Annotated in this window: 21 protein-coding genes; 7 read left to right on the forward strand and 14 right to left on the reverse strand. The window is 52.1% G+C overall.

Annotation, left to right across the window (positions count from 1 at the left end; genetic code table 11):
- Window positions 1-21: 21 nt before the first annotated feature.
- Together DNH61_RS24345 and DNH61_RS24350 are read right to left on the reverse strand one after the other, a co-directional pair.
- Entirely contained in the window at window positions 22-657 is a 636-nt protein-coding gene (locus DNH61_RS24345) for an extracellular solute-binding protein (RefSeq protein WP_181438855.1), read from the reverse strand.
- Entirely contained in the window at window positions 632-964 is a 333-nt protein-coding gene (locus DNH61_RS24350) for an RICIN domain-containing protein (RefSeq protein ID WP_111149511.1), read from the reverse strand. Before DNH61_RS24350 ends, DNH61_RS24345 begins: the two co-directional genes overlap by 26 nt.
- 246 nt (window positions 965-1,210) lie before the next feature.
- Between DNH61_RS24350 and DNH61_RS24355 the strand changes: the two genes are divergently transcribed.
- Complete coding sequence (locus DNH61_RS24355) at window positions 1,211-1,441, forward strand: DUF6199 family natural product biosynthesis protein (protein WP_111149513.1); 231 nt, start codon at window positions 1,211-1,213, stop codon at window positions 1,439-1,441.
- Between the two features lie 64 nt (window positions 1,442-1,505).
- Here the strand turns inward: DNH61_RS24355 and DNH61_RS24360 are convergent, their stop codons facing one another.
- A complete protein-coding gene (locus DNH61_RS24360; RefSeq protein WP_111149514.1) occupies window positions 1,506-3,362 on the reverse strand; it encodes an ABC transporter substrate-binding protein in 1,857 nt (618 codons plus the stop codon).
- 130 nt (window positions 3,363-3,492) lie between these two features.
- On the opposite strand from DNH61_RS24360, the gene DNH61_RS24365 reads away from it, so the two are divergent.
- Window positions 3,493-4,770 (forward strand): MFS transporter, encoded by a 1,278-nt coding sequence (locus DNH61_RS24365; RefSeq protein WP_146241139.1) that lies wholly within the window; start codon window positions 3,493-3,495, stop codon window positions 4,768-4,770.
- 151 nt (window positions 4,771-4,921) lie between these two features.
- Here DNH61_RS24365 and DNH61_RS24370 read toward each other — a convergent pair whose 3' ends face one another.
- Window positions 4,922-5,104, reverse strand: coding sequence for a hypothetical protein (locus tag DNH61_RS24370; protein ID WP_111149518.1), 183 nt, complete (start codon window positions 5,102-5,104; stop codon window positions 4,922-4,924).
- Between the two features lie 174 nt (window positions 5,105-5,278).
- On the opposite strand from DNH61_RS24370, the gene DNH61_RS24375 reads away from it, so the two are divergent.
- From DNH61_RS24375 to DNH61_RS24385, 3 genes are all read left to right on the forward strand, one after another.
- The gene (locus DNH61_RS24375) at window positions 5,279-6,181 is read left to right on the forward strand and encodes an AraC family transcriptional regulator (RefSeq protein ID WP_245948316.1); all 903 of its coding nucleotides are present in this window, start codon (window positions 5,279-5,281) and stop codon (window positions 6,179-6,181) included.
- A 1,626-nt stretch (window positions 6,182-7,807) separates the two neighbouring features.
- Window positions 7,808-9,136 (forward strand): FAD-dependent oxidoreductase, encoded by a 1,329-nt coding sequence (locus DNH61_RS24380; RefSeq protein ID WP_111149618.1) that lies wholly within the window; start codon window positions 7,808-7,810, stop codon window positions 9,134-9,136.
- Between the two features lie 149 nt (window positions 9,137-9,285).
- The gene (locus tag DNH61_RS24385; protein ID WP_111149522.1) at window positions 9,286-9,558 is read left to right on the forward strand and encodes a hypothetical protein; all 273 of its coding nucleotides are present in this window, start codon (window positions 9,286-9,288) and stop codon (window positions 9,556-9,558) included.
- Here DNH61_RS24385 and DNH61_RS24390 read toward each other — a convergent pair.
- From DNH61_RS24390 to DNH61_RS24415, 6 genes are all read right to left on the reverse strand, one after another.
- Window positions 9,555-13,730 carry an S-layer homology domain-containing protein gene (locus tag DNH61_RS24390; protein ID WP_111149523.1) on the reverse strand — a complete coding sequence of 1,392 codons (4,176 nt, stop codon included), beginning with the start codon at window positions 13,728-13,730 and terminating at the stop codon, window positions 9,555-9,557. The genes DNH61_RS24385 and DNH61_RS24390 overlap by 4 nt on opposite strands.
- A 216-nt stretch (window positions 13,731-13,946) precedes the next feature.
- Window positions 13,947-14,702 (reverse strand): twin-arginine translocase subunit TatC, encoded by a 756-nt coding sequence (gene tatC / locus DNH61_RS24395; protein ID WP_111149525.1) that lies wholly within the window; start codon window positions 14,700-14,702, stop codon window positions 13,947-13,949.
- 1 nt (window position 14,703) lies between these two features.
- Window positions 14,704-14,919, reverse strand: coding sequence for a twin-arginine translocase TatA/TatE family subunit (locus DNH61_RS24400; RefSeq protein ID WP_111149527.1), 216 nt, complete (start codon window positions 14,917-14,919; stop codon window positions 14,704-14,706).
- A gap of 125 nt (window positions 14,920-15,044) precedes the next feature.
- Window positions 15,045-16,682 carry a PhoX family protein gene (locus DNH61_RS24405; RefSeq protein ID WP_181438856.1) on the reverse strand — a complete coding sequence of 546 codons (1,638 nt, stop codon included), beginning with the start codon at window positions 16,680-16,682 and terminating at the stop codon, window positions 15,045-15,047.
- Window positions 16,683-16,840: 158 nt separating this feature from the next.
- Window positions 16,841-17,827 (reverse strand): linear amide C-N hydrolase, encoded by a 987-nt coding sequence (locus tag DNH61_RS24410; RefSeq protein WP_111149529.1) that lies wholly within the window; start codon window positions 17,825-17,827, stop codon window positions 16,841-16,843.
- Window positions 17,824-18,333, reverse strand: a complete 510-nt coding sequence (locus tag DNH61_RS24415; RefSeq protein ID WP_425452316.1) for a helix-turn-helix domain-containing protein — start codon at window positions 18,331-18,333, stop codon at window positions 17,824-17,826. The genes DNH61_RS24410 and DNH61_RS24415 overlap by 4 nt, the downstream gene beginning before the upstream one ends.
- Before the next feature lie 340 nt (window positions 18,334-18,673).
- On the opposite strand from DNH61_RS24415, the gene DNH61_RS24420 reads away from it, so the two are divergent.
- Both DNH61_RS24420 and DNH61_RS24425 read left to right on the forward strand, forming a co-directional pair.
- Window positions 18,674-19,939 (forward strand): ABC transporter substrate-binding protein, encoded by a 1,266-nt coding sequence (locus DNH61_RS24420; protein WP_181438857.1) that lies wholly within the window; start codon window positions 18,674-18,676, stop codon window positions 19,937-19,939.
- Between the two features lie 83 nt (window positions 19,940-20,022).
- On the forward strand, window positions 20,023-20,427 hold the full coding sequence (locus DNH61_RS24425) for an RDD family protein (protein ID WP_111149535.1): 405 nt from the start codon (window positions 20,023-20,025) through the stop codon (window positions 20,425-20,427).
- Between the two features lie 68 nt (window positions 20,428-20,495).
- Here DNH61_RS24425 and DNH61_RS24430 read toward each other — a convergent pair whose 3' ends face one another.
- Genes DNH61_RS24430 through DNH61_RS24445 form a run of 4 tightly spaced genes read right to left on the reverse strand, consistent with a single transcriptional unit; the run spans window position 20,496 to window position 24,276 of the window.
- Window positions 20,496-21,572, reverse strand: coding sequence for an ABC transporter substrate-binding protein (locus tag DNH61_RS24430; protein ID WP_111149537.1), 1,077 nt, complete (start codon window positions 21,570-21,572; stop codon window positions 20,496-20,498).
- Window positions 21,569-22,372 carry an ABC transporter permease gene (locus DNH61_RS24435; protein WP_111149539.1) on the reverse strand — a complete coding sequence of 268 codons (804 nt, stop codon included), beginning with the start codon at window positions 22,370-22,372 and terminating at the stop codon, window positions 21,569-21,571. Before DNH61_RS24435 ends, DNH61_RS24430 begins: the two co-directional genes overlap by 4 nt.
- Window positions 22,362-23,174, reverse strand: coding sequence for an ABC transporter permease (locus DNH61_RS24440; protein WP_111149541.1), 813 nt, complete (start codon window positions 23,172-23,174; stop codon window positions 22,362-22,364). Before DNH61_RS24440 ends, DNH61_RS24435 begins: the two co-directional genes overlap by 11 nt.
- Entirely contained in the window at window positions 23,164-24,276 is a 1,113-nt protein-coding gene (locus DNH61_RS24445) for an ABC transporter ATP-binding protein (RefSeq protein ID WP_111149543.1), read from the reverse strand. Before DNH61_RS24445 ends, DNH61_RS24440 begins: the two co-directional genes overlap by 11 nt.
- Window positions 24,277-24,281 lie beyond the last annotated feature (5 nt).

Below are 24,281 nucleotides of genomic sequence, written 5' to 3' on the forward strand. Positions count from 1 at the left end.
TTTTTTGATATGTATTTACACTCAATCATTTAATACAGTTTTAACCTTATCAATTAATTGATCTGCTTCTAATTCACCTCTTAAATATTCATTTAGATACGGCTCAGTCAAATAATTATATCTCGATAACTCTTCAAAGGTAAACACCGGTATATCCTGTTCTTTTACTTTTAGATCAGGATAGAAAGCTTCAAAACTAAAATCATATTGTTGATTTCGAATACTCTGTTGCTCAAAATTATAAGTACTAAACCATCCGAATGTTCCCGCGTCATAATGGTTGTTGTATTCTTTTATCATATAATCTATAAATAACCATGCGCTTTCTTTGTTGTTGCTTTTCTTTGAGATTGTAATCATATCCCCAGGAATGACATAAGAATAGTTGTCTCCAAAATGAGGAGCGCTTGTAATACCGTATTCAAACTTGAATTGATTCTCGTTATTTGCATACATGGCATCCAATTCATAAAGACCTACGAATGCCATTGCAACATCTCCATTGAAGAAATCCTTAATAGAAGAGGTATTTAACTTTAAAGTTTCTGCTTCTTTCAAATAATCGATGAACGGGAACAAACGAGTCTTGCTTATAGTTACTAATCCATCTTCTTTTACATAGAAATATCTATCAGAAGGGTATGATGTTGCCGCCATCGGCCGTCGACCAGCCGTGCACTTCCAGCGCTCTCCCGCTGTTCGCGTTAATAATCTGATAATAACCATTGCCTACACTGACGAACCGCCACAGCTGGTTATCGCCGCCGAGGTCATTCCACTGCGACACATTCGCACCATTCTCATGGGCAAAATTGTGCACCTCCAGCGCCTGGCCGCTGTTCCGGTTAATGATCTTATACAATCCTTGATGCGTGGCTGAAGCTGCACTGGCCTTCTCCGCAACCGGTGTTGACGACATCATAAGAGCTGCAATGGCGAATAACGAAATAACTTTTTTGAACATGATTTCCTCCTTGGATTGAAATGATAAACGCTTACATTTCTGAGCTTGCGATTTGAACTTGCTGTATTGCCCCCCCTTCCTTCGCTTTCAGGCCATATTGTACCAAAACAAGCATCCATTATAAAGGCGAAAGAAAAAGGCCTCGTACCACTCGGTAAAACAAACTGCCTCGAACTCTTGATCCGAAGCTCGGCACAGATCCCACAATTTGGTATAATAACCTTACATAAGAAAGGGGGCATCAGGATGATTATTGAAATTATCGTGATCACGCTCATAGGCATCATACCGCTCTATGCCGTCTTAATATGGACCTACTTCAACCCGGAAGACAGTATTCTATTCGGTAACCGCTGGAAGTATAAAGAAGAACCTGAGCCGTCCGACCTGGCGGTCCGCTACGTTAAGGGTGCTTCTCTCTTTTCCCTGATTGCGCTGACTGTAATCCTAGGCCTGTTCATTCTTGGGCACACGTAATAGCGCTCCGGGAGCGAAGCAGTTGTTCCATCCCGGAACGCATTCATTTTCGGACAACATTACCCTAACTGGATTGCTGTTCCCCCGCAGTCCCCTTCACCCATATATCCTTAAAATCAACCCAGCCCAGCGGATTGAATTTCACATCCTGCAGGGTCGGGTGGGACAAGGCGCTGACGCCCTGGCAGGTCAGATAGACCGCTGCGCAGGCTTCGCCCAGCCGGGATTCAACCCTCTTGAACTTTCGATTACGTTCCGCAGGGTCCGCCTCTGCCACCAGCTCCGCCGCCTGCACGTCCACGAGCGCCTGCAGTTCATCGCTCATTGCGCTGCGCAGGAAGCTGTTCGCAGACAGCAGATATTCGAACTGCCGCAGCAGTCCGCCCCGCAGCACCGCCTCAAACAGGATCAAGTCAGCCTCACTTCTGATCGCAGGGTCCATCATATCTCCCCAGGAGCGAATTTCCACCTCCAGCCGGATGCCGATCTTCCCATAGGCCCGCTGCAGCCAGTACGCCGTCCGGGCATGCCGTTCATAGGCGTACAGCTTCAACACCCGCCCCGCTGCTACGCCGTTGCCGGCATAGCCAGACTCCAGCAGCTTGGCTGCCGAAAGGCTGGGATCATACCACTTATCTCCATCACCTGCCTGAAGCTCCAGCATGAAGCCTGCCGCTGGTCCAGCGTGCGGATAGCCGAGCTCTTCCGTAAGCGCCTGCCGGTCTGTACCATGCACCAGAGCCTGCCGCAATGCAAGGCTGCCGAGTGCGCCGTCCTCCCGCCGCATATTCATGATAAGCACCGCACATCCCGTCAGAAACCGCTGCTTGAGACCGGACGCTTGCCGAAGCTGCTCGTTCGCCCCTTCACCCGTCTGTACCAGCACGATGCCCGGATCGACCTGCAGAGCCAGCTCACTCTCCGACAATGGCACCCGGATGATCTCAATCCGGTCCATCAGACCGCGTTCCGCATAATACGAGGTGAATGCCTCCAGCACGATCATGCCGTCCGTCCGCTTCACCACGCGGTATGGGCCTGCCCCCGGCGGCAGCTCGCCACCCAAGCCGCCGGTCAGGTTTGAGCCTCCCGGTTCTCCGCTCCCTGCCGGGATAATTGCCGCTCCGGTATGGCTCATGAAGACGTCGAACATGTAATTGGCCTTACGCAGCACAACGGTTACGGAGTAGCGGGATTCTGCCTTTACCTCCTGCACATCCCGGCACAGCCAGCTGTGGCTGTAAGACCCTCCCCGCAGCAGCCTCATCAAGGTATAGACTACATCCTGAGAAGTCAGCTCCGCCCCATTGTGGAAGAGCACGCCCTTGCGCAGGTAGAACGTCCAGCAGGTGGCCTCTTCATTCTTGTCCCAGTGATGGGCAAGCCCCTTCTTCACCCGTCCAGCGTCACCGTCATAGTCAACCAGCGTCCGATGAATCTGTTTGATCAGGTGCACATCCAGCCCGTAGAAGGCATTAGCCGGATCCAGCGTGACGATGGGCCGGAATACCGGAAGCCGAAGCGTCTCCTTCAAGCCGTCATCTGAAGATTTGGCAGCCTCGTAACCGAAATACCGGGACAGCCATTCCATAAAATGCGCCCTTGCCCCCGCCCCGGCATGCTCTCGCAGCCAGACAAGCGCCTCCTGCACGCTCCCCTGCTTCACCACAGCCTGGGCCGCCTCAACGGCCAGCTGATCCCTGTTCTTGTAAAAGGTCAGCTCCGACGCATGCCCGCGTCCGCGGCCCGAGACAATATGCAGCCACTGCTGCTTCTCCATCTTGGCCAAAATCAGCTTCGCATTCCGTGCTGTGCAGCAGAACGCCTGCGCGATCTCCTCCATCGTGACGCGCCGCTTCTGCCCGTCCTCCACATCCGGGAAAGCTTCCCGCAATCTGATATAATCCTCTGCCAAGCGCATCCGTCTTCTCCTGCCTCTGTGTTAAAAGTCGAAATAATAGCGAGCTGATCTACCATTTTTACCTCGCCCTCCTGCCGGTAAGATAGCTTTACAGATAAGATGAGTAACTTGCAGGAAGGTTGAGGCCGAGGTGTCAACAGTCATTACCGAGAAAATAGAGGGTGCCGTCCCTCTTCAAACGAGCTCCCGCTCCATGCCGCGCTCCTTCACGATCCTGCTCAGCAGTATTGTGCTGCTCAGCGTGGGGCAGAAAATCTATGAGCTTGTGCTGCCGCTCATGATCTATGAGCTGACCCGCTCCGCGGTCGCCATGACGACGATGCGGACGGTCGAGCTGCTTCCAAATTTCCTGTTCGCGATCATCATCGGCGTGCTCGTGGACCGCGTCAACCAGAAGCGCTGGGCGCTCTGGATGGTCGGCGCTCAAGCGATACTGCTCACTGCGCTCGTATTTCTATTCAAGAATGCCGTATCCCAGCTAACGATGTACTATATTATCGGCTTTCTGCTGATGACTTTCAATTACGGATTTTTCAACGTCCAGGTGAGCCTCACCAAACGCACCGTGTCACCGGACAGACTGACACAGGCCAATGCGCGAATCAGCTTCGTCGAGACATTCGTGACTATCATGGGACCGGCCCTGTCGGGCGTGATTTTCCTCATATCGGACTTATCCGACGGCATCCTGATGACGGCCATTCTATTCATGGTCTGCACGCTGCTGCTTACGAGGCTCAGGCTGGACTCTTCTGACCGGACTGACGCTGGCAGCGCCGGATCTCAAGCCATCCTGAAGAAGAACAGCTTCCTCCAGGACATCCGGGAAGGCTGGCAGGCCTTCGCCGGCAACCGGCTGCTCTTCATGATGACAATGTTCGTCATGCTGCTGAACTGCTCGGCCACGGTCGTCAACATCTCCATTGTGTTCTCCGCGAAGGATGATTACGGCCTCTCCTCTTCGGCGCTGGCTTTGACGCTGTCAGCTTCCGGGCTGGGCGGCATCGTGGGCAGTATGCTGGTGAGCAGGCTGAGAACGAAATACGGGCTTGGTAAAATATATGCGCTTGGCAACCTCCTCTGCGGCATCTCCTACGCACTGCCTGCGGTTGGAACAGCCTTCGGCGTAATTCCGCTCGTGCTCTCACTGTTCATGTTCGGGCTTGGCAGCACCGCACAGGCCGTCATGCTCTACGCCTTCCGCCAGGAGCAGACGCCGCCCCATCTGATGGGCCGTATTGCCGGGATCACAGGCACGCTGTTCCGAGTCGGCATGCCCGTTGTCATGTACATCTCCGGCTTCATCATTGCGCAGCATGGAACGGCGATTATTTTCGTAACGGCCGGGGTCTGGAATGCGTGCTGCTTTCTCCTGCTGCTGCGGTCCAGACTCTGGCGGATCAGGTAGGCTCTCGCAGGCCGCAGCCCTATAAGCAGGCGGGGTCCAGCATAAGCTAAATTGGCTGGCATATACCGGATTGCCCCCTTAACACCACAAAAAAACCGCCTTCCCCTCAGGGCAGGCGGTCTGTCACCGGATGCATGAATATCGTTTGGCACTATCGGCTGCGCAGCTTTCCCTTCTGCTTGGCGCTAAGGAAGAATAACGTTCCCACCAGGAATAACCCAAGGCAGACATACATCGCAATACCGGAATATTCGGCATTGAACAAGGTCACATTCACCAGGATAACGAACATCATTACGGTTAGTGTAGTGTATAATCCGATGATTTCCTTCATTACACTCTACCTCCTGTCCGGTAAAATCAGTGTTATAACCTATTTACCCGAATATCAGGTTCTGCAAAAGCCCTTCCCATATAGATGGCTGGACGCGGCACGGAAGGTGACCACCCTCTGTAAAATATGGTACGATAAGGGCACTAATCTTGTATGGAACGGGGGCAGTCTACAGTGTCCAAAATCATATCACCCGCTTCGCCGTATGGCGTTTACGGCTTTCGCTTCTCAGGCGGTGCAGGCGCATCGCTGTATGAACTGTTTGCAGTTGGACACCAGTCCATCGCCCCGGCGGACAGCTACAGCTGGGACGGGCTCGAGCGGGAGGACGGCCCGCTGCTGCTGCTGCAGTATACCGTTTCGGGTGCCGGTGAAATCGAAGTGGAAGGACGCAGGTCTTCAGTGCCAGCGGGACATGCTTTTCTCGTGGAGATTCCCGGGCAGCACCGGTACTACTATCCGCGCGGCGGCAGTGAGCCGTGGGTGTTCTACTTTGCGCTGTTTCGTCCGTACGGGCTGCTTACCCATTGGGAGGACATTAAGCGGCGATGCGGGGATGTAGCAGCCTTTGATCCGGCCGGTTCTGTCCCCGCTCTGCTGGAGCATCTGTATAGAGAAGCTCGGCAGCACCGGATATCCGATGCCTACCGTGCCTCAGCGCATGTCTACCAGCTGGTAATGGAGCTGCTTCATGCCAGCTCGGAAGACCATACTGCAGGTGAATCCGCCTCGGGGAAAATAACACAGGCCGCCGAATGGATACGGCTGCATTATGATCAGATCAAGTCCATAGATGAGGTTGCTGAGCAGGCAGGCCTGTCGAAGTACCATTTTATCCGCAGCTTCACCCGGACGGTCGGCTGCACGCCGAACCACTATCTCACCCGGGTCCGGCTGGAACGTGCTATCACGCTGCTGCGCGAAACCGAGCTCCGCGTCGAAGACGTAGCACAGGCAGTCGGTTACACGAGCGGCAGCTACTTCATCAAGGTATTTCACAAGTGGGTCGGCTACCCGCCAGGAGAATACCGCAGCGGCCGCCGCCACCAGTCGTTCAGCCACCTGTTCTTCCAGTAAGCCGCTGCCACCTGTCGTTCAGCCGCCTGTTCTTCCAGTAAGCCGCTGCCACCTGTCGTTCAGCCGCCTGTTCTTCCAGTAAGCCGCCGCCACCTGTCGTTCAGCCACCTGTTCTTCCAGTAAGCCGCTGCCATTAATCCTCTCTTTCCCCTCAGTCGAATGTGCTTATACTGTGTTTATTACGCACCGTCTCCATTGCTAATGCGATGTTCAGGGAGTCATGCCTGCAAAGAACCCGTAATCTTCCCGGTTGGTAAGGCGTGCCTTTGCAAAACGCCTAGGATATTCCCCAAAACAACGAGCAAGTCTATGCCTGCATTATTTATGGCGGGCAGGACTTCGCTTTAAAAGGGCCTAGGCCCCATCTTACCCCACTGGCAAGGCGTGCTTTGCAAAATACCTGCGATAATGCATCCTTTTGCCATGGCTCATGCGAGCACCAAAAAATACCTGCGATAATGCATCTTTTTTCATGTCAGCTGTCCGCTAAAACATCTCTCGGCTCTAATACCTGCATATTTGCAGGAATTTCTCCAATAATGAGCGATTTAGCCTAAAATACCTGCACTTATGCAGGTTTGGTGCAGCCATCGCTAACATTCGGGGAAGACAGGCGGGCAGCGTGTGATTCTTGCGGTGGACGTAAAGGCAGGCTTGTAGTGTCTGATGCTTGCGATGAGTGGAAAGACAGGCGGGTAGTGTCTGGTTCTTGCGGTGAGTGGAAAGACAAGCTTGCAGTGTCCAGTTCTTCCGGGTGAGCGGAAAGACAGGTTTGCAGTGTGTGATTCTTCCGGGTGGGCGTAAAGGCAGACTTGTAGTGTCTGATGCTTGCGGTGAGTGGGAAGACTGACTTGTTGTGTGTGGCTGTTACGGTGAGTTTAATGCAGCTCTACTAGCAAGAACGTTACCTGAAAATGCTGCTGAAGACCCTGCTCTAGCATCGCGTTACCCGTACATGCTGTCCACCACTCTGCGTTACCACTAACGTTAACCGTACATGCTGCCCACCACTCTGTGTTAGCATTAACACCAACCGAACATGCTGACGACCCTGCACTAGCATTAACACTAACCGGACACGCTCCACCACCCTGATTAATCTCCTTCGTAGAGATTCAGCATCCTTGCCTTCATGGCTGATTCCCCCGCTAATTCCCCCACCAGCACAACAAATTCATTCGAGTAACCTCGCCTGTGAAAAAAATCACAAAAACCTCTTGCATATTTCTTCCCGCGGATGTATGATACTAAGTACAAAGACCTTGTGAATACAATCACATAGTTGAATGGCTTGATTTAAGAGAGCACGCAGAGAATACAGAAGATCTCCCGTATCGACGTGGAACTAAGCTGGCTGTAACAAGCAAACCATTTTTATCTAACCAGATTTGTGAAATCATTCACTAAGTTGCCTGCTTAGATCCACTCAACTTAACTGCCCTCTTGGCTCCTGTTAATAACAATTACCGCTATATCGCAGTCCGCTGATAACTCTGCACCGGTTTAAATAGCCGGTCACTCTCAACACCCAACTTTGTGAAACTTTTCACCACATTCGAGGAGGATTTTACTATGAACACTAACATGACCAACACTACATTTACCAATAACTCCGATACCGAACCGTTGAAAATAGCCGTAATCGGCTGTACGCATGCCGGTACGGCTGCCGTAACCCAGATGGCGAAGCTCTATCCCGACGCCCGCATTACCGTTTATGAGCGTAACGATAACGTCTCCTTCCTCTCATGCGGCATCGCGCTCCATGTCGGCGGGGTCGTCAAGGATGCGGATAAGCTGTTTTATTCGAGTCCCAAGCAGCTTGCCGAGCTGGGTGTCATGACGAAGATGCGCCACAACGTGCTCAGCATCGATACAGAGACCAAGACGCTTGAAGCGCAGAACCTGGAGACAGGCGAAGCCTTCACTGACAGCTATGACAAGCTTGTTGTAACAACCGGCTCATGGCCGGTTATCCCGAAGATGGAAGGCATTGATCTTCATAATGTCCTCCTCTGCAAAAACTATGCACACGCACAGACGATAATCGAGCGCGCCAAGACAGCCCGCAGCATTACTGTTGTTGGCGCAGGCTATATCGGCATCGAGCTGGTCGAGGCCTTCGAGCAGCTGGGCAAGCAGGTGACACTCGTCGATAATACGGACCGCGTCCTGTTCAAATATCTGGACCGTGAATTTACGGACCGTGTAGAAGGCGAGCTGGAAGCGCGCGGCATCAAGCTGGCACTCGGCCAGAGCGTGGAGTCCTTCCAGGGAGGGAACGGTTCCGTTGAACGTGTCATCACCACCAAGGGCGAAATCGAGAGTGATCTGGTCGTTCTCTGCATCGGCTTCCGGCCGAATACAGAGCTGCTCAAGGGGCAGGTCGATATGCTGCCAAGCGGTGCCATAATCGTTGACGAGTACATGCGCACGAGCAAGCCGGATGTCTTCGCTGCAGGCGACAGCTGCGCTGTCTACTACAACCCAACCCAGTCGCATGCCTACATTCCGCTCGCCACGAACGCTGTCCGGATGGGTACACTCGTTGCACGCAACCTGATGAATCCGACACTGAAATATATGGGCACTCAAGGGACGTCGGGCATCAAGATTTATGATCTGAACATTGCCTCGACAGGCATGACCGAACAGGCTGCCGAGCAGGCCGGCATGAAGGTCAAGACCGTAACTGTTCTTGAGAATGACAAGCCGGAGTTCATGCCGCATTTTGATGAGGTGATGCTGAAGCTGGTCTATGAGGAAGACGGCGGCCGGATCGTCGGCGCACAAGTGCTGTCGGAGGCCGACCTCACGCAGTCGGTCAACACCTTGTCGGTCTGCATCCAGAACGGCATGACCGTCGATCAGCTCGGCTTCGTCGACTTCTTCTTTCAGCCGCACTACAACAAGCCGTGGAACCTGCTGAATCAAGCGGGCCTGCAGGCGATCTGAACAGAACCCTATACCTGATTTTGAAGGTTAGCCATCTGATACACGAGCCTTGCTTTCCTTTCGGGCAGCCGCGCTGTCCGAAGGTTTTTTACTCTAATCTGCCTATAACACACGCTCGGCAAACCACATACACCAAGGAGTGGAAAAGGATGGACCTACCTTATATTGAAGCTGCGGTCATCATCATATTGGGTTTCCTCACAGGAATCGTGCTCAGTGCGAGCGGAATTAAGATCTATACCAGCGGAGTTCATATCCTCCTGGGATGCATGTTATGGATTCAAGTTTCCATCTTAGATAAGCGTTCCCCCAGCAGGAACCATCACCCTATAGACCGCAACCGCACAAAAAGCCAGCCGCCGGCTGAAATGCCGGCGGCTGGCGCATGTAATACTCAAGAGGTATTATTGACAACGCATTAAATCAAATCAGCCTTCTGCAGAAGGTTTCTTACCATGGTAGCAACCTCTGCTCTTGTAATATTATCCTTTGGAGCAAGCTTATTGTTGCCCTTGCCCTTTACGAGACCATTATCTACGCAGAGCGCTGCCGCTTCTTGCGCCCAAGCCCGTATAGCACTGCCATCCTCGAATACGCTTAATGACTGGCCTGCATTTTCACCGTCCGCTGTCAGACTGGCAATACGAGCTGCTCTTGCCACCATGGTCATCGCTTCTTCGCGGGTGATTGGCTGATCTGGAGCAAATACGCCTTTGCCATAGCCGTTAATCAGCTCATACTTGGTTGCCGTATTGACATAGGCGGCAAACCAATCAGAGGCCTGTACATCCGTAAAGCCTGTCTTGCCCGACGCCGGCTTCAAGCCCAATCCGCGTACAAGTATCGCCGCAAATTCGGCACGTGAGATATCACGCTTTGGCTCAAATACCCCTTCGCTCACGCCAGAGATTACCATACGGGAGCCCATGTCATTCACAGCCTCTTTGGCCCAATGCCCCGCCACATCGGCAAATTCAATTGGATTCCATACTACGGAGTACAAGCTGTTCGTCAAACTGTTGATTTCCGCGTAGTATATGCCGTCCTCAACAATGACTCTAGTAGGTACGTGACGCACCACGCCGTCCGGGTCCACGACTACACCTGTCGTAATCTTCGAAGGATCAACCCCCGCAGGTATCGGGATACGCCGCTCAATATACTGCTTGAAGCTGTTCAGACTTACACTTGTACCATTGTAGCTGGCTGTTATTTCAAAGGAAACGCCAGGTACCACAATAACAGCCTTCTGCTTGCCGATCGCACTATTAATTGCTGCTTGCTCTGCTGCGTTCGGCTCGGCAATGCGAATGGTCATTTTAACATCTTCATTGTTAATACCGCTGCCAAACTGCTGAATAACTTGGTCAATTAACATATCTTTCGCCGGTAAAATATAGATTGCCTGGTCTGTTCTGATTTCAAGCACAGACGACTTCGCTTCCATAGCCTTCACAAGGGCCGCATTCAACTCGATATTAGAGACCTGCGAGCTTTGGCCGCTGACCGGCAGCATGACGGTTGTTCCGGTTTGACCGGAATTCAGTTCATCCTGCAGCTTCTTCGAATCAATTGTAACAACAAGCTCCTTCCGGCCATCCTTCTGTCCTGAAGCAATGGAGCCTGGGATCTCCTTGCTCTGTCCGCCAATAACAACCGGCAGTGTCGAAGATGGAGCTGCTGCTGGCGTGTTAGTGCCGCTGCCTGTTCCCGTGCCTGGTCCTGTCACTGGAGGTACCGGCGTCCCGCCTGTTTCTGTTTCCGGCTCTGTTACCGGAGGTACCGGCGTCCCGCCTGTTCCTGTTTCCGGCTCTGTTACCGGAGGCACCGGCGTCCCGCCCGTTCCTGTTTCCGGCTCTGTTACCGGAGGCACCGGCGTCCCGCCCGTTCCTGTGTTTGGCTCTGTTACCGGAGGCACCGGCGTCTCGCCCGTTCCTGTGCTTGGCTCGGGCACTGGCGTCGCCGGTGTCTCGCCTGTTCCTGTGCTTGGCTCTGTCACTGGCGGTGCTGGCGTTTCTCCGGTTCCTGTTCCCGGCCCTGTCTCCGGTTCCGGGACCTCGACCGGATCAGGCAACACAGCGTTAAATGGCCTGCGTATTATATTTGAATCCTTACCACCCTCCAAAAGGTAGAGATACCCTCCGTATACAGCCAGACTCTTCGGATAGTGGAACCTGTATGAATCGTCCATACTCGTCCAGTTAATCCCCTGCTGGAACGGACTCATCTGGCCTTTCCAAACGTACTGCCCGTATGGTGTTTCGCTGTCCAGAACATAGACATAACCTTCAGCATCTATAACAATAGATGCTCCTTGCCGCGGAGCTGGCTGATCCTGCCCGTATGCAAACGGCTGGTTCACCCACGTGTTTGTTCCATCTCCTACATGTAGACTGATACCTTCGTAGCCCGAGATAACAGAGTATATAAATCCCCCATGGACGGTATACGACATAACATGACCATCAGCAGCAGGAGATACATCTGCCCAGCTAGTTCCATCCCAGCGTGCGATAATATTGTTATAGAACCACTCATATTGATCATTCCGGTAGATGTAGGTGATATTCTGATATACTTTATCTCCATCAACCACAAGCTCTCCAAAACTGCGGTCAATTTCGCTCCCCCAGCTTGAATCAGGAGTAGATACCTCAGGAATGTCTTCACTGATGATAGTCCAGCTCTGGTCCGGCTGAAGAGCTATAAGTTCATAGTGCGAGGTGCTGTCACCGAACAGATAATAATATCTGGAGGCATAGAGCGTACCATCACCCGATACTGCAATGCCTACAATTTCTGAATATTCTTCTTCCGGATTAGCAGGGATCAGGGGAAGCTCTGTCCACAGGTCAGCGCCATCTGTTTTCTTATTGATCGTCATCCCGAAAGCGGTATATAGTGTGCCGGTTGAAGCATCAATGGCAAACTTGTCGGTTCTGAGCGGATTTGTTTCCGACGACTGCGCATATGTTTGCCATAGCGACTGCTTCTTGACAGTGACCACAATTTGCTGTGAAGCAGTCTGTCCGTTCAACGAAGCCGTTAACGTCAGTGTCACGTTCACATCCGTTTCATATGACGCTGGACGATTGACAACAGCCTTACCGGAGGCTGGATCAATAACCAGAGCGGGATGATTGCTTTCCCACGCAAGTGTTGTTCCGAAGTCTCCTGCTGACGGCAGTATAATGTCCTGGGTTACCCAGTGCTGGGAATCCATATGAGCATAAGCCAGATTCAGATCGTTGGCTGACTCCGTTACAGCTTCTTGATCCGTCATCGGGTAATTCGTACGGAACAGTACCGCATCACCGGCACCTTTATTTAATCCTGTCATTGCACCGTCGCTGAGTTCCGATGTACCTACGCCATACCAGCTGTCTGTATTTCCTGCTAGGGCACTGAGGAAAACACCGGGAAGCAGAGATTCTTTTGTAAACTGGACATTTTCGGGGTCCGTGGTGTTCACAAGGTAAACCACCGATTCTCCGTTCTCGTATACCGCGACGGCCAATTGGTCCGGTCCCAGTTCGACAATGTCCATTGGATGGCTGTCGGCTGCTGCAAATCTCGTTGACCACAACAAGCTGCCCATGCTGTTATATTTGGCAAGGAATGCACGGCCGCTGCCCGCTGCGAGCTGTCCGTCCACAGAATCAGACGTGCCCGTTATGATCAGTTCCCCGCTCTGTGTCTTGATCATCTTATTGAGATCCTCACGCTGCGAACCCTCATAGGATTGTGGAGCCTCTAGCAGGTCACCTGTCAGTTTATCGAATTTAGCAAGGAACAGATCGTAGTCGCCCCCGCTAAAATGTTGAAAGTCATGCTGTGAGGATGCGGTTTGACCCATCACGACATAGCTGCCATCCATCTCTGCAACAGCATGAGCACTGTCGGTGCTATTGCCGCCAAAAACCTTCGTCCAGACCGGAACGCCATCAGCCGCCCGCACTTTCATAATAAATGCGCTGCTGGAGCGGCTGGACTCGGATAGACTTCCATAGTTTTTAAAGCTATTTAGCCCGGCAAAGATTCCCTCATTAGCCCTTGTGCTGCCTGTAATAACGTAGTGACCGTCCTCTGATTCAATTACATCATACGCATCATCGTGCGTGCCGCCCTTATAGACCTGAAGCCACTGCTGATTGCCGTTGGCATCCAGCTTTAACAGAAAAATAGATCCTTGACTAACCCCAGCAGCTATATAGCCGCCTTCAGACGTTGCCTTAAGCGCAAGTCTGCCGTATTGCTCGATAGGCAGGTTAACGGATTTCTTCCACTGCATAATGTGCTTGCTGTCGTATTTAACAAGCATCAGCATGGTGTAACGAATATCCTTCTCCGTGAATACACCTGCCAAATTGCGGTCATAAGACCGCGTATTAATTGCCGCAACATAGCTGCCATCAGGCTGAATCGCCATGCTCATAGCTCGTTCATCGCTGGAACCGCCAAAAGTTTTGACTGTGTAGCTTGGTGCGGACGGCGTTGTTATTGCCATGGCATATGCCGACACAGGCACTAATCCCTGGAACGGTAAAGCCAGCGCTAGCACGAGTGCAAGCGTCTTTTTCTTGTTTCCTCGCATTGATGTTCCTCCCAAGATGTTGTTGGAAACCCTATTTGGTAATACCTTTTATTAATCGGCACAAATTTACAGATAGTGAAGAGGTCTTTCAGTATATTTTTCCTACTATCAGGTCAATGATTTCGAACAAGCCAGCCCAAAGAAACCAAGCCCGCCAGGCAAGGCCTGACGGGCTTGGTTTCTTTACTATGAAGTACAATGCAATAGATGTTCCCCTTAAGCCGAAGGCTTCAGGTTCTCCCCATCACTGTCCTCAGCAGCTGCGAGCTGCTTGCGGTAGACCAGCCTGGAGATCGAGATGCTGATCTCGTACAGCAGGAACAGCGGCACGATGACCATAATATCGGACAGGAAGTCCGGCGGGGTTACGGTTACAGCGATAATTACAAGCACGAAGTATGCCAGCTTGCGGACCTTGGCCAGCTTCATCGGATTCAAGATGCCGAGCTTCGTCAGGAACATGACCACGGCCGGCATTTCGAACAGCAGCCCGAACGGCAGTGTCATGTGGATCATGAACGTGAAGTACTTCTGCGCCGTGTACATAATGGTGAAATCATCCGCGGCCATGTTTTGCATGAAGTGCAGTACCATCGGGAACAAGATAAAATAGCCAAACGATATCCCGACCAGGAACAGAATGCTGATCGCTGGAATGAACATCAGTGTGGACTTTCTGGCTTGATCCGGAACGGCCGGCTGAACGAACCTCCATACCTGATAAGCCGCGATTGGCAGGGTAACCGCTATGGCCACCACACCGGCAATCATGAAATACACCCACAGAACATCGGAAGGGCCGAGCACGGCCAGCTTCTGATCCATTCCCCTTACCAGCCAGTCATAAATATCCCCGACATAGAGGAAGGCCGCTGCCATGGAGACCACAAAGGCAATCAGCGTCCGGATCAGCCTTGACCGCATTTCCTCCAGATGCCCGAATACATTCATGTCATTGGCGTTCTTATCCATCTTACTTGTTAGGCAGCGCGGCCGTCTCTACCTTCTCCGCGTCCTTCTTCTTCTCGTCTTCGTCGTTACTTACAAGGCCTCGGGTGGCCGATTTGAACTCGCTCAGCGTGCGTCCAAACGCTTTGCCCAGCTCTGGAAGCTTGGATGGTCCAAAAATAATGAGTGCAATCACCAAAATCAGCAGCAGTCCAGGAATACCAATGGAACCGAATGGCATGATGTCATCTCCTCTTCATGAATGTGGATTAGATACAGCCGCGAAAGCAGTTCGCGGCTGTAAATGGTTAAACACAGTTAATAATCAGATTGGAGCAGTCAGGAGCAGCGGTTTGTGAAGCTTGCTTAGCCCAGCTTAAAGCCGGAAATCGCTACAACGCCACAGCGCGCGATTTTGTCGCCCGGACGGTGCGGCCATGTGCTCGTCGGGTTGTTCAGGTCCGTCGTCATTTCACCCGGATGCTGGATGGACAGGAACAGCGTCTGCTCATCCGGCGTGAAGAACGGGCCGGTCAGCTCGGAATGAACCGGGCCGGAGGCGAACTGCATCGCTACACCTTTGTTCGGTCCGACAGTCGGAATAACGAACAGGCCGTTGTTCATAAACGTTTTGTACACGCCCGTGTTATGGCTGCTCGTCGAGATATCCGTTACCACCCACAGGTTGCCGTTCGAATCGAACGCCAGGTTGTCCGGGGAGCTGAAGCCGGATTGTCTGCCGCCAGCTGCGAAGATTTCGAAGTCGAACTCAAGCGCGCCGAGATCGTCGCCATTTTCGAAGATACGTGTAATATGACCATGGATGTTGCCATGCTTGTCATTGTTCGTGTGGCAGATGAAGACCGTGTTATCGAAAGGAGAAATTTCAATATCCTCCGGACGGTCAGTTGGTGTGCCGCCAACGAGCATAGCCGCTTCATGGCAGTAAGTCACTACATCAGCCTGCGACTTGAATTTCTCCTTCATCTCAGGCGTGCCTTTCTCGAGCGCCTTCGTCACCGCTTCAATCGTCATCGGCAGCCATTTGCCCTTCTTCAGGTCCGCCACATACAGCGTGCCTTCCTCCAGCAGCTTCGCGTTACCGCGGCCCAGGGAGGCATTATATTTGCCATTGCTGACAAATTTGTAGACACAAGCATCCTTCTTGTCATCGCCCATGTACACAACAACGCGTCCATCCTTCGCAACACCCATCGCCGTGTTCTCATGGTTGAAGCGGCCAAGTGCCGTATGCTTCTTCAGATACCCTTTGTCAAACGGATCAATCTCAATGACCCAGCCATAATGCGTATCCGGAAGCTTCGCTTCTTCCGCTGTATCCGAGAAGTTCTCTTCACAGGAGAGGACCGTGTTCCACAGCGTTACGCCGCCGGAACAGTTGGCAAATGTGCCCTGAACCGTTGTAGCACCGCTAACTGCCTTAGAACCTTTGGCCGGGCCCGTCAGCTCGAACTTGCTGTAGCCATTAATGCGGCGGGCATACTGGGAACGCGGATCCATTTTCCAAGTGCCGTTCGAATCGCGGTACACTTCAATAACAGACATACCCTGATAGTACAGAGCCTTATCAACCTGCTCCTTCGTCGGCTTGCCGTCAACATTGCCAATCTGGAAGAACGTTACATATTCATGGTTTGTTGCCAGCAGACCGCGCGAGCTGGAGCCTTGAAGCGGGAAGAAGGCATTATAATCGCAGCCCGAACCGAACTTCTCGCCCGCCTCGTTAATTACATCGTCATAAGCAGCTACTACGTCATATTTAAAGTTTTTTGGAAGGATTAATTTATCTTCTTTGGAAGGTTCGATAGGGTCAAAATAGCCGCTTACGCGGTTCGTGTTGAAGCCGAACAGATGGTCAGCTGTCTTGGACGCAGCGGAAGCCTTGCCCTCCAGTGTGCCCAAACCTGCAGATGCGGCTGCCAGTGCAGCTGCGCCGGTACCAAGGTAGGAAAGAAACGTCTTGCGGTCAATGTTCTTGCTCAAAAGTGCTCAACTCCTCAACAGTTTTAATACCCTCGAGGACAAGCATACTGCCGCAGTGTAAACGTACGTTAACGTTTGTATTGTTATTTTGTTAAATAAATAAAGGATTTTGTCGAAAAGAGTTAAGATTATTAAATATTAGGGCTTAATAACACGGCTTATTCCGTGAATTCATAGGTATCCGGCGTGAATGCTATATAGGAAATCATGTTATCAGTTATGTTCCAACCAAATGCAGCCGTCAACTCCGGGCTACGAAAGAACGATTCCACTATTGAGCGATTCAAAGCTGGGCTATAGGGTTCCGGCAGACATTCTCCGGATTGCTGGAGGTTAATAACTATAGGTGAAGCGCTAGAGAAATCCATTTCTTGGAGGCTGGTCTTTTTCAGATCAGGGTGGCGTTTAGAGGTATAATGGACCTCCAGATTCTTCATATCATATATCAGACTGAAAGCGGTATCCTCCCTTGCTGCCGCCTTAAGAAGATCGAGAGCAAACCCGATTTCCGCTGACGGCTTCTCCAGATAAGCTGCCGCCCGTATGAACCGTTCCATTGAATCACGATCATACTGATCAAGGTCCATCAGCCATTGTCCATCGCCGTTGTCCAGGTATTGGACGGCTGCCGGATATGAAGTATTCGTCATTACGGGTACCGAAAGCGTCTCCCCCTGATAGATGGTCGGGGTCTCCTGCATGAATTCTACAATCGCATTTCGCCCTGTTCGGTCACATACCATATAGTGAAGACGGGAGGTCGGATTCACAATTCGTACACTAGCAGCTGTGTCGATCACTTCCTCGACAGAAGCGCATGTATCCAGCATAAGCTGGATCCACTGCAGCTCACCAATGGCCGGTTTGTTCTGATCCTGCGGGTAGGTGGACGGCCAGAGCGTTGTCTGTTCAACCACCAAGCCTGCCTCATTCATCCCTCCATGGGGCAATTCCTTCCCAATCTGCGAGACGGTCAAGCTGCCATACTTACTGACCCATTCCATTGGAAGATCGGGCGGCATAATCATGGCCGACTTCATCAGCCCCTTTGGATTCGTGAAGAAGTAAGCACCATCATAAGGGACGTCCTGATTCTTGCCAAGATAATCCCAGCTGGAATGATTGATATAAACGGCTGTGCTCATGGATTCACCCTGCCTTCCTGTACCTTGTTTAAAAGTTCTTCGACCCTGCCGTCTTTAAGTCCATCAAGGATGGCATCCACTATCACCCCAACCCGTTCATCCCCCTGTTCCAGAGCTGCAGCTACCTTCTCGAGACGAATCTGGTCCGCAAGCTCCCTGCGAAGCCGCAGCTTCTTCCCCTGGTAAGGAATGATATCCTCTTCCTCTGCCCCTTCTGTTTCCATAGCGGATATTTTCTGATCCAGCAGCAGCATATGAAGCTCAATCTTGGCGAAGGCAGTCAGGTGCTTTGCATAATATTCGTCATCAACAAGCACCACCTCCGGAACTGAAAAATAGTTCGCAAGTGCCTTCAGCCTTTCCAATGGAATAGGTCTGCGCTTCTTGATCCAATCCGAAAACTGCTGCGGGGTGATGTTTAACGCACGCCCTATTCCAGAATAAGACTGCTCGTTAAGCATAACTAAATACTCTAGTACCGTCCTGGTAGTAAGCTTATCCCTCAAAAGAAACACCCCTTGACATAATTTATGTCATTATCGTAGCACCCGACATAAATTATGTCAAGAGAGACGAAGCCTGACTGATTCAGTTGAAACAATTGAAGCTGGCTGCTCTTTGTTGCTGACTGGCAGGGTAAATACAATATGTGGTATCTTATATATAATTAATATATTTATATAATAATTGGATAGAAAGCAGGTTTAGTTCATGTTCTGGTCACAGCTTTGTTCAGGTACGTGCAAGCGGAGGAGTTTGTATGCAGTATCCTTATTAATTATTTTGTGCCTAGTTCTTGCCGGATGCACTTCCGAGCCTCCCGCCTCCAAAGGGAAAGTGAAGGTTATGTTCTGGGATGAAGAGCAGTTTTTTCGCGAATATGGCAACCTGTTTAATACGCTGTATCCGGATATTGAAATCGAAGTCGCTGACACAGACAGCTTGAGCAGAGGAGCCGGTATTGATCCCAACACAGCCCTGGATGAATATATTGAGCGGGAACAACCCGATGTGCTGGTGCTCGATAAAGTTCAATACAAGCATCTGGCCTTGGACAACCGGTTACTGGATCTCGAACATATTCTGCAGGTTGAAGAATTCCATGCCGAAGACCTGCTCCCATCCGCACTCCGTCTGCTGCGTAACATGGGAGGCGGAACCTTGAAAGGACTATCCCCCATCTTCAGCGGAAGCGCGATCTATTATAATAAGGATTTGTTTGATAAACATCAGATCAGCCCTCCTTCAGGCAAGCTGACTTGGAGGGAGCTTCTGGAACTGGCCTTGAGATTCCCGGCTGACGGACAGGGCGCTGACAGAACCTTCGGCTTTGAGTGGGGTTCGTCCGACCCCTTCGATCTTGGATTAGTCATCGGAATCAGACAAGGACTGGACTTCGCCGATCATTCAAGGGAAAAGCTCGTGATGAATTCCCCGAGATGGAGAGAAATCCTCAGCATAACGACTGAAGCCTTCAAGTCAGGTGCCATTCATACTCCCGAGCATCTGGAGAAGCAGGAGCTAGCTGATTCAAATCTTGCCAGGAATCCGTTCGTGACGGGCAAAATAGCTATGGCATTGGCCGGACCGGAACTGGGCTACTCCCTTGGCCAGGCCAAGCAGCTGATCTCTGGCTACACGTCCTTTAATTGGGGAATGATCGCAGAGCCAATTGATCCGCAAAACCCTGATTATGGCTCTATCACTCTGCGCGGGATCTATGCGGTGAGGGAAGACAGCCAGAACCGTGATGCCGCCGTAAAGCTTGTAGAATTCATAAACAGCGACCAGATGGCCAAGGCATCATCACGCACGGACTCATGGAATCTACAGACCAGGACCAAATACAACAAGAACAGCGACGGCGTGAGCTATGAACCGTTCTATGCGCTGGATATCCAGGAGCAGCCATTTTATATCAGCATGCCGCCAACATTCTCAGGACCGTTTATGAAGCTGGCAAGTTCAGAACTGCGTAAGGTGGTCAACGGAGAGCAGGATATTGAAGAAGCAATCAGAGAGATTCAGCTGAAGGGCCAGGAGGAGCTGGATAAAGCCCACCTAGTAGAGCGTATGGCGGAGGATAGCCCGGATGATGGGCAGGATACATGAGAGATATCAATCAAGGTTAACTCAGGAATTTTGTGGAAATAACCCCCTATAGCTGCACTATATTCTACTAAGGGGGGTGCAGAATGGTTGAACATGAACCAGCCGGCTTTTGGATACGACTCGGCGCCACGCTACTTGACGGGCTTATAATCGGCCTTCCGCTGGCCCTTCTTGGAATGATGATTACTGGAATGCCTTCGGAGGATGAGCATTTATCGGATTTTCTATCGTTCCTGTACGGCCTGCTGACGCCTATCCTGTGGGGTGGCTATACCGTTGGCAAACGGATATGCGGGATTCGGATCACAAAAACAGACGGGGATCCGCCTGGACTCGGCACCATGCTGATGCGAAATATAGTAGCCGGTATCGTATATGGCCTTACACTCGGCATTGGCATAATTGTGAGTGCCATCATGGTAGGCGTCAGGGAAGACAAACGGTCTCTGCATGATTTTATCGCGGGCACGGAAGTCATACGGGATTGAACAGACGTCCGAATAAAAAAACTGCGGCCAGCGTCATACCTCCATACGCTGGCCGCAGCCATTTCCACTTACTTCCGATGCATCTTGAACTCCAGGAACAATTCATTATAATGGGCCAGCATCCGCTTGCCCAGGTTCCGGTAGACCTCCAGCCGCTCTGTCAGCTCCTCATCGGGATAGAAGCGCTCATCCTCGGATATCTCCTCAGGGAGCAGCTCCATTGCCGCCTGATTCGGTGTGGAATAGCCGACATACTCGGCGTTGCGGGCGGCATTGTCCGGCTCCAGCATGAAGTTAATGAACTTATGGGCACCCTCGATATTACGCGCCGTCTTCGGGATTACCATATTATCGAACCACAGGTTGGAGCCTTCCTTCGGAATCACGTAATCGAGGTTCTCGTTCTCGCCCATAATCTCCGCCGCATCGCCTGACCATACCACACCTGCTCCGGCTTCCTCGCCTGCCAGCAGCATCTTGATCTCATCGCCCACGATAGCCTTCACATTGGGCGTAAGCTCATTGAGCTTGCGCTTGGCTTCCTGCAGATGCTCTTCATTCGTATCGTTCAGCGAATAGCCAAGGCTGTTCAGGGCGAAGCCCATCACCTCGCGCGCACCGTCGACGAGCAGGATCTGATTGTCCAGCCGGTCATCCCACAGATCATCCCAGCTCTCGAATTCAATGCCCTCCGGCAGCAGCGAAGCGTTATAGATAATACCCACCGTTCCCCAGAAATAAGGAATCGAGTACTCGTTCCCTCTGTCGAAGGACAGGTCCAGGAACCTCGGATTGATATACTTCAAATTCGGAATCAGGCTGTGATCAATCGGCAGCAGCAGCTCCTCTTCCTTCATCTTGCTGATTGCATACTCCGAAGGGACTGCAATATCATAGGTTGTGCCGCCCTGCTGAATTTTCGTCAGCATGGCCTCATTGGAATCAAAGGTCTGGTAGATGACCTTGATTCCCGTCTCTTCCTCAAACTCCGCAATCAGCTCGGGCTCAATATAATCGCCCCAGTTATATACCGTCAGCGTGTTATCGCCCGAGTAGCCCTGCTCCGCATTCAGGTAAACGACCAGGTACTGCAGGCCAAGGGCAATGATAATGACCGACGCAAAAATCTGGACCAGCTGCTTCATTTGCCCGCCTCCCATCCGACCTGCTTAGCGCCCCGGCGGTTAATGAAGTAATAGCCGGTTACAAGGATGATTGTGAACAGGAAGATCAGTGTCGACAGCGCATTAATGGACAGCGAAATCCCCTGCCTTGCCCGCGAGTAAATCTCCACTGCCAGCGTCGCGTAGCCGTTGCCTGTTACGAAGAACGTAACCGCGAAGTCATCCAGCGAATAGGTCAGCGCCATGAAGAAGCCGGCAAATATGCCCGGGCGGATAAACGGCAGAATGACCTTCGTCAGCACATCGAGACGGCTTGCGCCGAGGTCCCGGGCGGCATCTACCAGCGTCGGGCTCATTTCCTCCAGCTTCGGCAGAATCATCAGCACCGCGATCGGCACACTGAACGCAATATGCGACAGCAGTACGGATGTGAAGCCGAGACGGATGCCGATCATCGTGAACAAAATCAGGAACGAAGCGCCGATAATAACATCCGGGCTGACGATCAGCACGTTGTTCAGCGACAGCAGCGCTTTTCTTCTGCGGTGCCTTCTGACATGCGTAATGGCCAGCGCACCCACGACGCCGAGAATGGTTGAGATCGCAGCCGACAGCAGCGCAATAACGAGCGTGTTCAAGACGATGATAAGCAGGCGTGTGTCCTGAAACACCTCCGCATACCATTCCCACGTGAATGACTCAAAGCCGTGCATCGTCCCGCCGCTGTTGAAGGAGTAGAACATCAGATAGAAAATCGGTGCATACAGCACCGCAAACACGGCAACCAGATACAGGTTCGCGGGTCTCCATTTATTTCTCAAGCTCGATCCCCCGCTTTCTGCCGCCGGTCAGCACCATGATAGCTGCCATAGCTATGATGAGGAATACAGCGATCGTCGCGCCCATACCCCAGTCCTGTGTAACGAGAAAATGCTGCTCAATCGCCGTTCCCAGCGTGATCACGCGGTTGCCCGCGATGAGCCGGGTGATCATGAACAGTGACAGGGCCGGGATGAAGACGGCCTGGCAGCCCGCTTTTACCCCGTTCATCGTCAGCGGCACCACCACGCGCCGGAAGGTCGTCCAGCCGCTCGCACCCAGGTCACGGGCCGCATCAATCAGTCCGGTATTCATCTCCTCCAGCGCATTGAAGACCGGCAGGATCATGAATGGAATGAAGATATAGACCGAGACGAACACGAAGCTGAAATCGGTGAAGAGGATCTGCTGGCTCCCGATGCCCAGAACCTCAAGCAGTGCATTCGCTGCCCCGTAGGTGCCGAAGATGCCCAGGAAGGCATACGCCTTAAGCAGCAGATTGATCCACGATGGCAAAATAATCAGCATCAGCCACAGCCGCTTATGCTTTGTCTTCGTCAAGAGGTAAGCCGCCGGGTATGCGATCAGCAGCGAGAACAGCGTGATCAGGAATGCATACCAGAATGAGCTTAGCGTCATTTTCATATAGACGGGCGTAAAGAAGTTCGCATAATTGGCGAATGTAAAATTTCCCTCGATATCAAACAGCGAGTAATAGACGATAAGGACAATTGGAGCCACGACGAACAGCAGAATCCATAAGCAGTATGGAATCAGATAAACATTCTTCAGGCTATTCCGCATGTCCGGCTCCCTGATAGGCCTCCAGCCGCTTGTCGAAGGCTTCCTCTGTCTCGCCATGCCGCATGATATGAATCGCTTCCGGGTCAAAGGCCAGGCCGATCTCGGCGCCGACTGTCACCCTGCGGGTCGAATGCACCAGCCACTCATTGCCTGCGGAGTCATAACAGCAGATCTCGTAATGCACGCCGCGGAACAGCTGGGAATCAACCTTAACCCGAAGCTGCCCGGCCTCCGGCTCCGTCACTTCCAGATCCTCGGGACGGATGATTACATCCACCGTCTCATTCGGACGGAAGCCGCCATCGACACATTCAAACCGCCGGCCGGTAAACTCGACCAGGTAGTCCTCCAGCATCGTGCCCGATACAATGTTGGATTCCCCGATGAAATCCGCTACGAAGCGGTTGATCGGCTCATCGTATATATCAATCGGCGTGCCGCTCTGCTGGATCTTGCCGTGGTTCAGCACGAAGATTTCGTCCGACATCGCCAGCGCTTCTTCCTGGTCATGCGTGACGAAGATGAAGGTAATGCCAAGACTGCGCTGCAGCTCGCGCAGCTCATACTGCATCTCCGTCCGCAGCTTCAGATCGAGCGCTGACAGCGGCTCATCCAGCAGAATCAGCTCCGGCTCATTGACGATGGCCCTGGCTATCGCCACCCGCTGCCGCTGACCGCCTGACATCTCAGAGATTTCACGGCTCTCATACCCCGCCAGGTTAACGAAGCGAAGCGCCTCCCTGACCTTCTCCGTTATGACCTGCTTGTTCAGCCGCTTGATGCGCAGCCCAAACGCCACATTCTCAAACACATTCAGATGCGGAAACAGCGCATAATCCTGAAATACGGTGTTCACCTGACGCTTGTTGGCAGGAACCCGGTTAACATTGCGTCCGCTGAGCCAGATGTTGCCTTCCGATGGTTCCGTAAAACCAGCGATGAGGCGGAGTATCGTTGTCTTGCCGCAGCCGGACGGTCCAAGCAGCGTGTAAAACTTGCCGCGTTCGATTTCGAAGCTGACATTATCCAGCACGACCGTATCGTCGTCGTACCGCTTTGTCACACCTTCAAACCGGATGATCGGCTCTCCCTGTCCTCCCATGAATC

Source organism: Paenibacillus sambharensis, assembly GCF_003233845.1.
Classification (GTDB): Bacteria; Bacillota; Bacilli; order Paenibacillales; family Paenibacillaceae; genus Paenibacillus_I; species Paenibacillus_I sambharensis.

What these genes read in the sequence shown, in the direction of transcription:
- DNH61_RS24345 (WP_181438855.1), bottom strand. Translation starts at nt 657, where the DNA reads ATGGCGGCAACATCATACCCTTCTGATAGATATTTCTATGTAAAAGAA.
- DNH61_RS24350 (WP_111149511.1), bottom strand. Translation starts at nt 964, where the DNA reads ATGTTCAAAAAAGTTATTTCGTTATTCGCCATTGCAGCTCTTATGATG.
- DNH61_RS24355 (WP_111149513.1), top strand. Translation starts at nt 1,211, where the DNA reads ATGATTATTGAAATTATCGTGATCACGCTCATAGGCATCATACCGCTC.
- DNH61_RS24360 (WP_111149514.1), bottom strand. Translation starts at nt 3,362, where the DNA reads ATGCGCTTGGCAGAGGATTATATCAGATTGCGGGAAGCTTTCCCGGAT.
- DNH61_RS24370 (WP_111149518.1), bottom strand. Translation starts at nt 5,104, where the DNA reads ATGAAGGAAATCATCGGATTATACACTACACTAACCGTAATGATGTTC.
- DNH61_RS24385 (WP_111149522.1), top strand. Translation starts at nt 9,286, where the DNA reads ATGGACCTACCTTATATTGAAGCTGCGGTCATCATCATATTGGGTTTC.
- DNH61_RS24390 (WP_111149523.1), bottom strand. Translation starts at nt 13,730, where the DNA reads ATGCGAGGAAACAAGAAAAAGACGCTTGCACTCGTGCTAGCGCTGGCT.
- tatC (WP_111149525.1), bottom strand. Translation starts at nt 14,702, where the DNA reads ATGGATAAGAACGCCAATGACATGAATGTATTCGGGCATCTGGAGGAA.
- DNH61_RS24400 (WP_111149527.1), bottom strand. Translation starts at nt 14,919, where the DNA reads ATGCCATTCGGTTCCATTGGTATTCCTGGACTGCTGCTGATTTTGGTG.
- DNH61_RS24410 (WP_111149529.1), bottom strand. Translation starts at nt 17,827, where the DNA reads ATGAGCACAGCCGTTTATATCAATCATTCCAGCTGGGATTATCTTGGC.
- DNH61_RS24420 (WP_181438857.1), top strand. Translation starts at nt 18,674, where the DNA reads ATGTTCTGGGATGAAGAGCAGTTTTTTCGCGAATATGGCAACCTGTTT.
- DNH61_RS24425 (WP_111149535.1), top strand. Translation starts at nt 20,023, where the DNA reads ATGGTTGAACATGAACCAGCCGGCTTTTGGATACGACTCGGCGCCACG.
- DNH61_RS24430 (WP_111149537.1), bottom strand. Translation starts at nt 21,572, where the DNA reads ATGAAGCAGCTGGTCCAGATTTTTGCGTCGGTCATTATCATTGCCCTT.
- DNH61_RS24440 (WP_111149541.1), bottom strand. Translation starts at nt 23,174, where the DNA reads ATGCGGAATAGCCTGAAGAATGTTTATCTGATTCCATACTGCTTATGG.
- DNH61_RS24445 (WP_111149543.1), bottom strand. Translation starts at nt 24,276, where the DNA reads ATGGGAGGACAGGGAGAGCCGATCATCCGGTTTGAAGGTGTGACAAAG.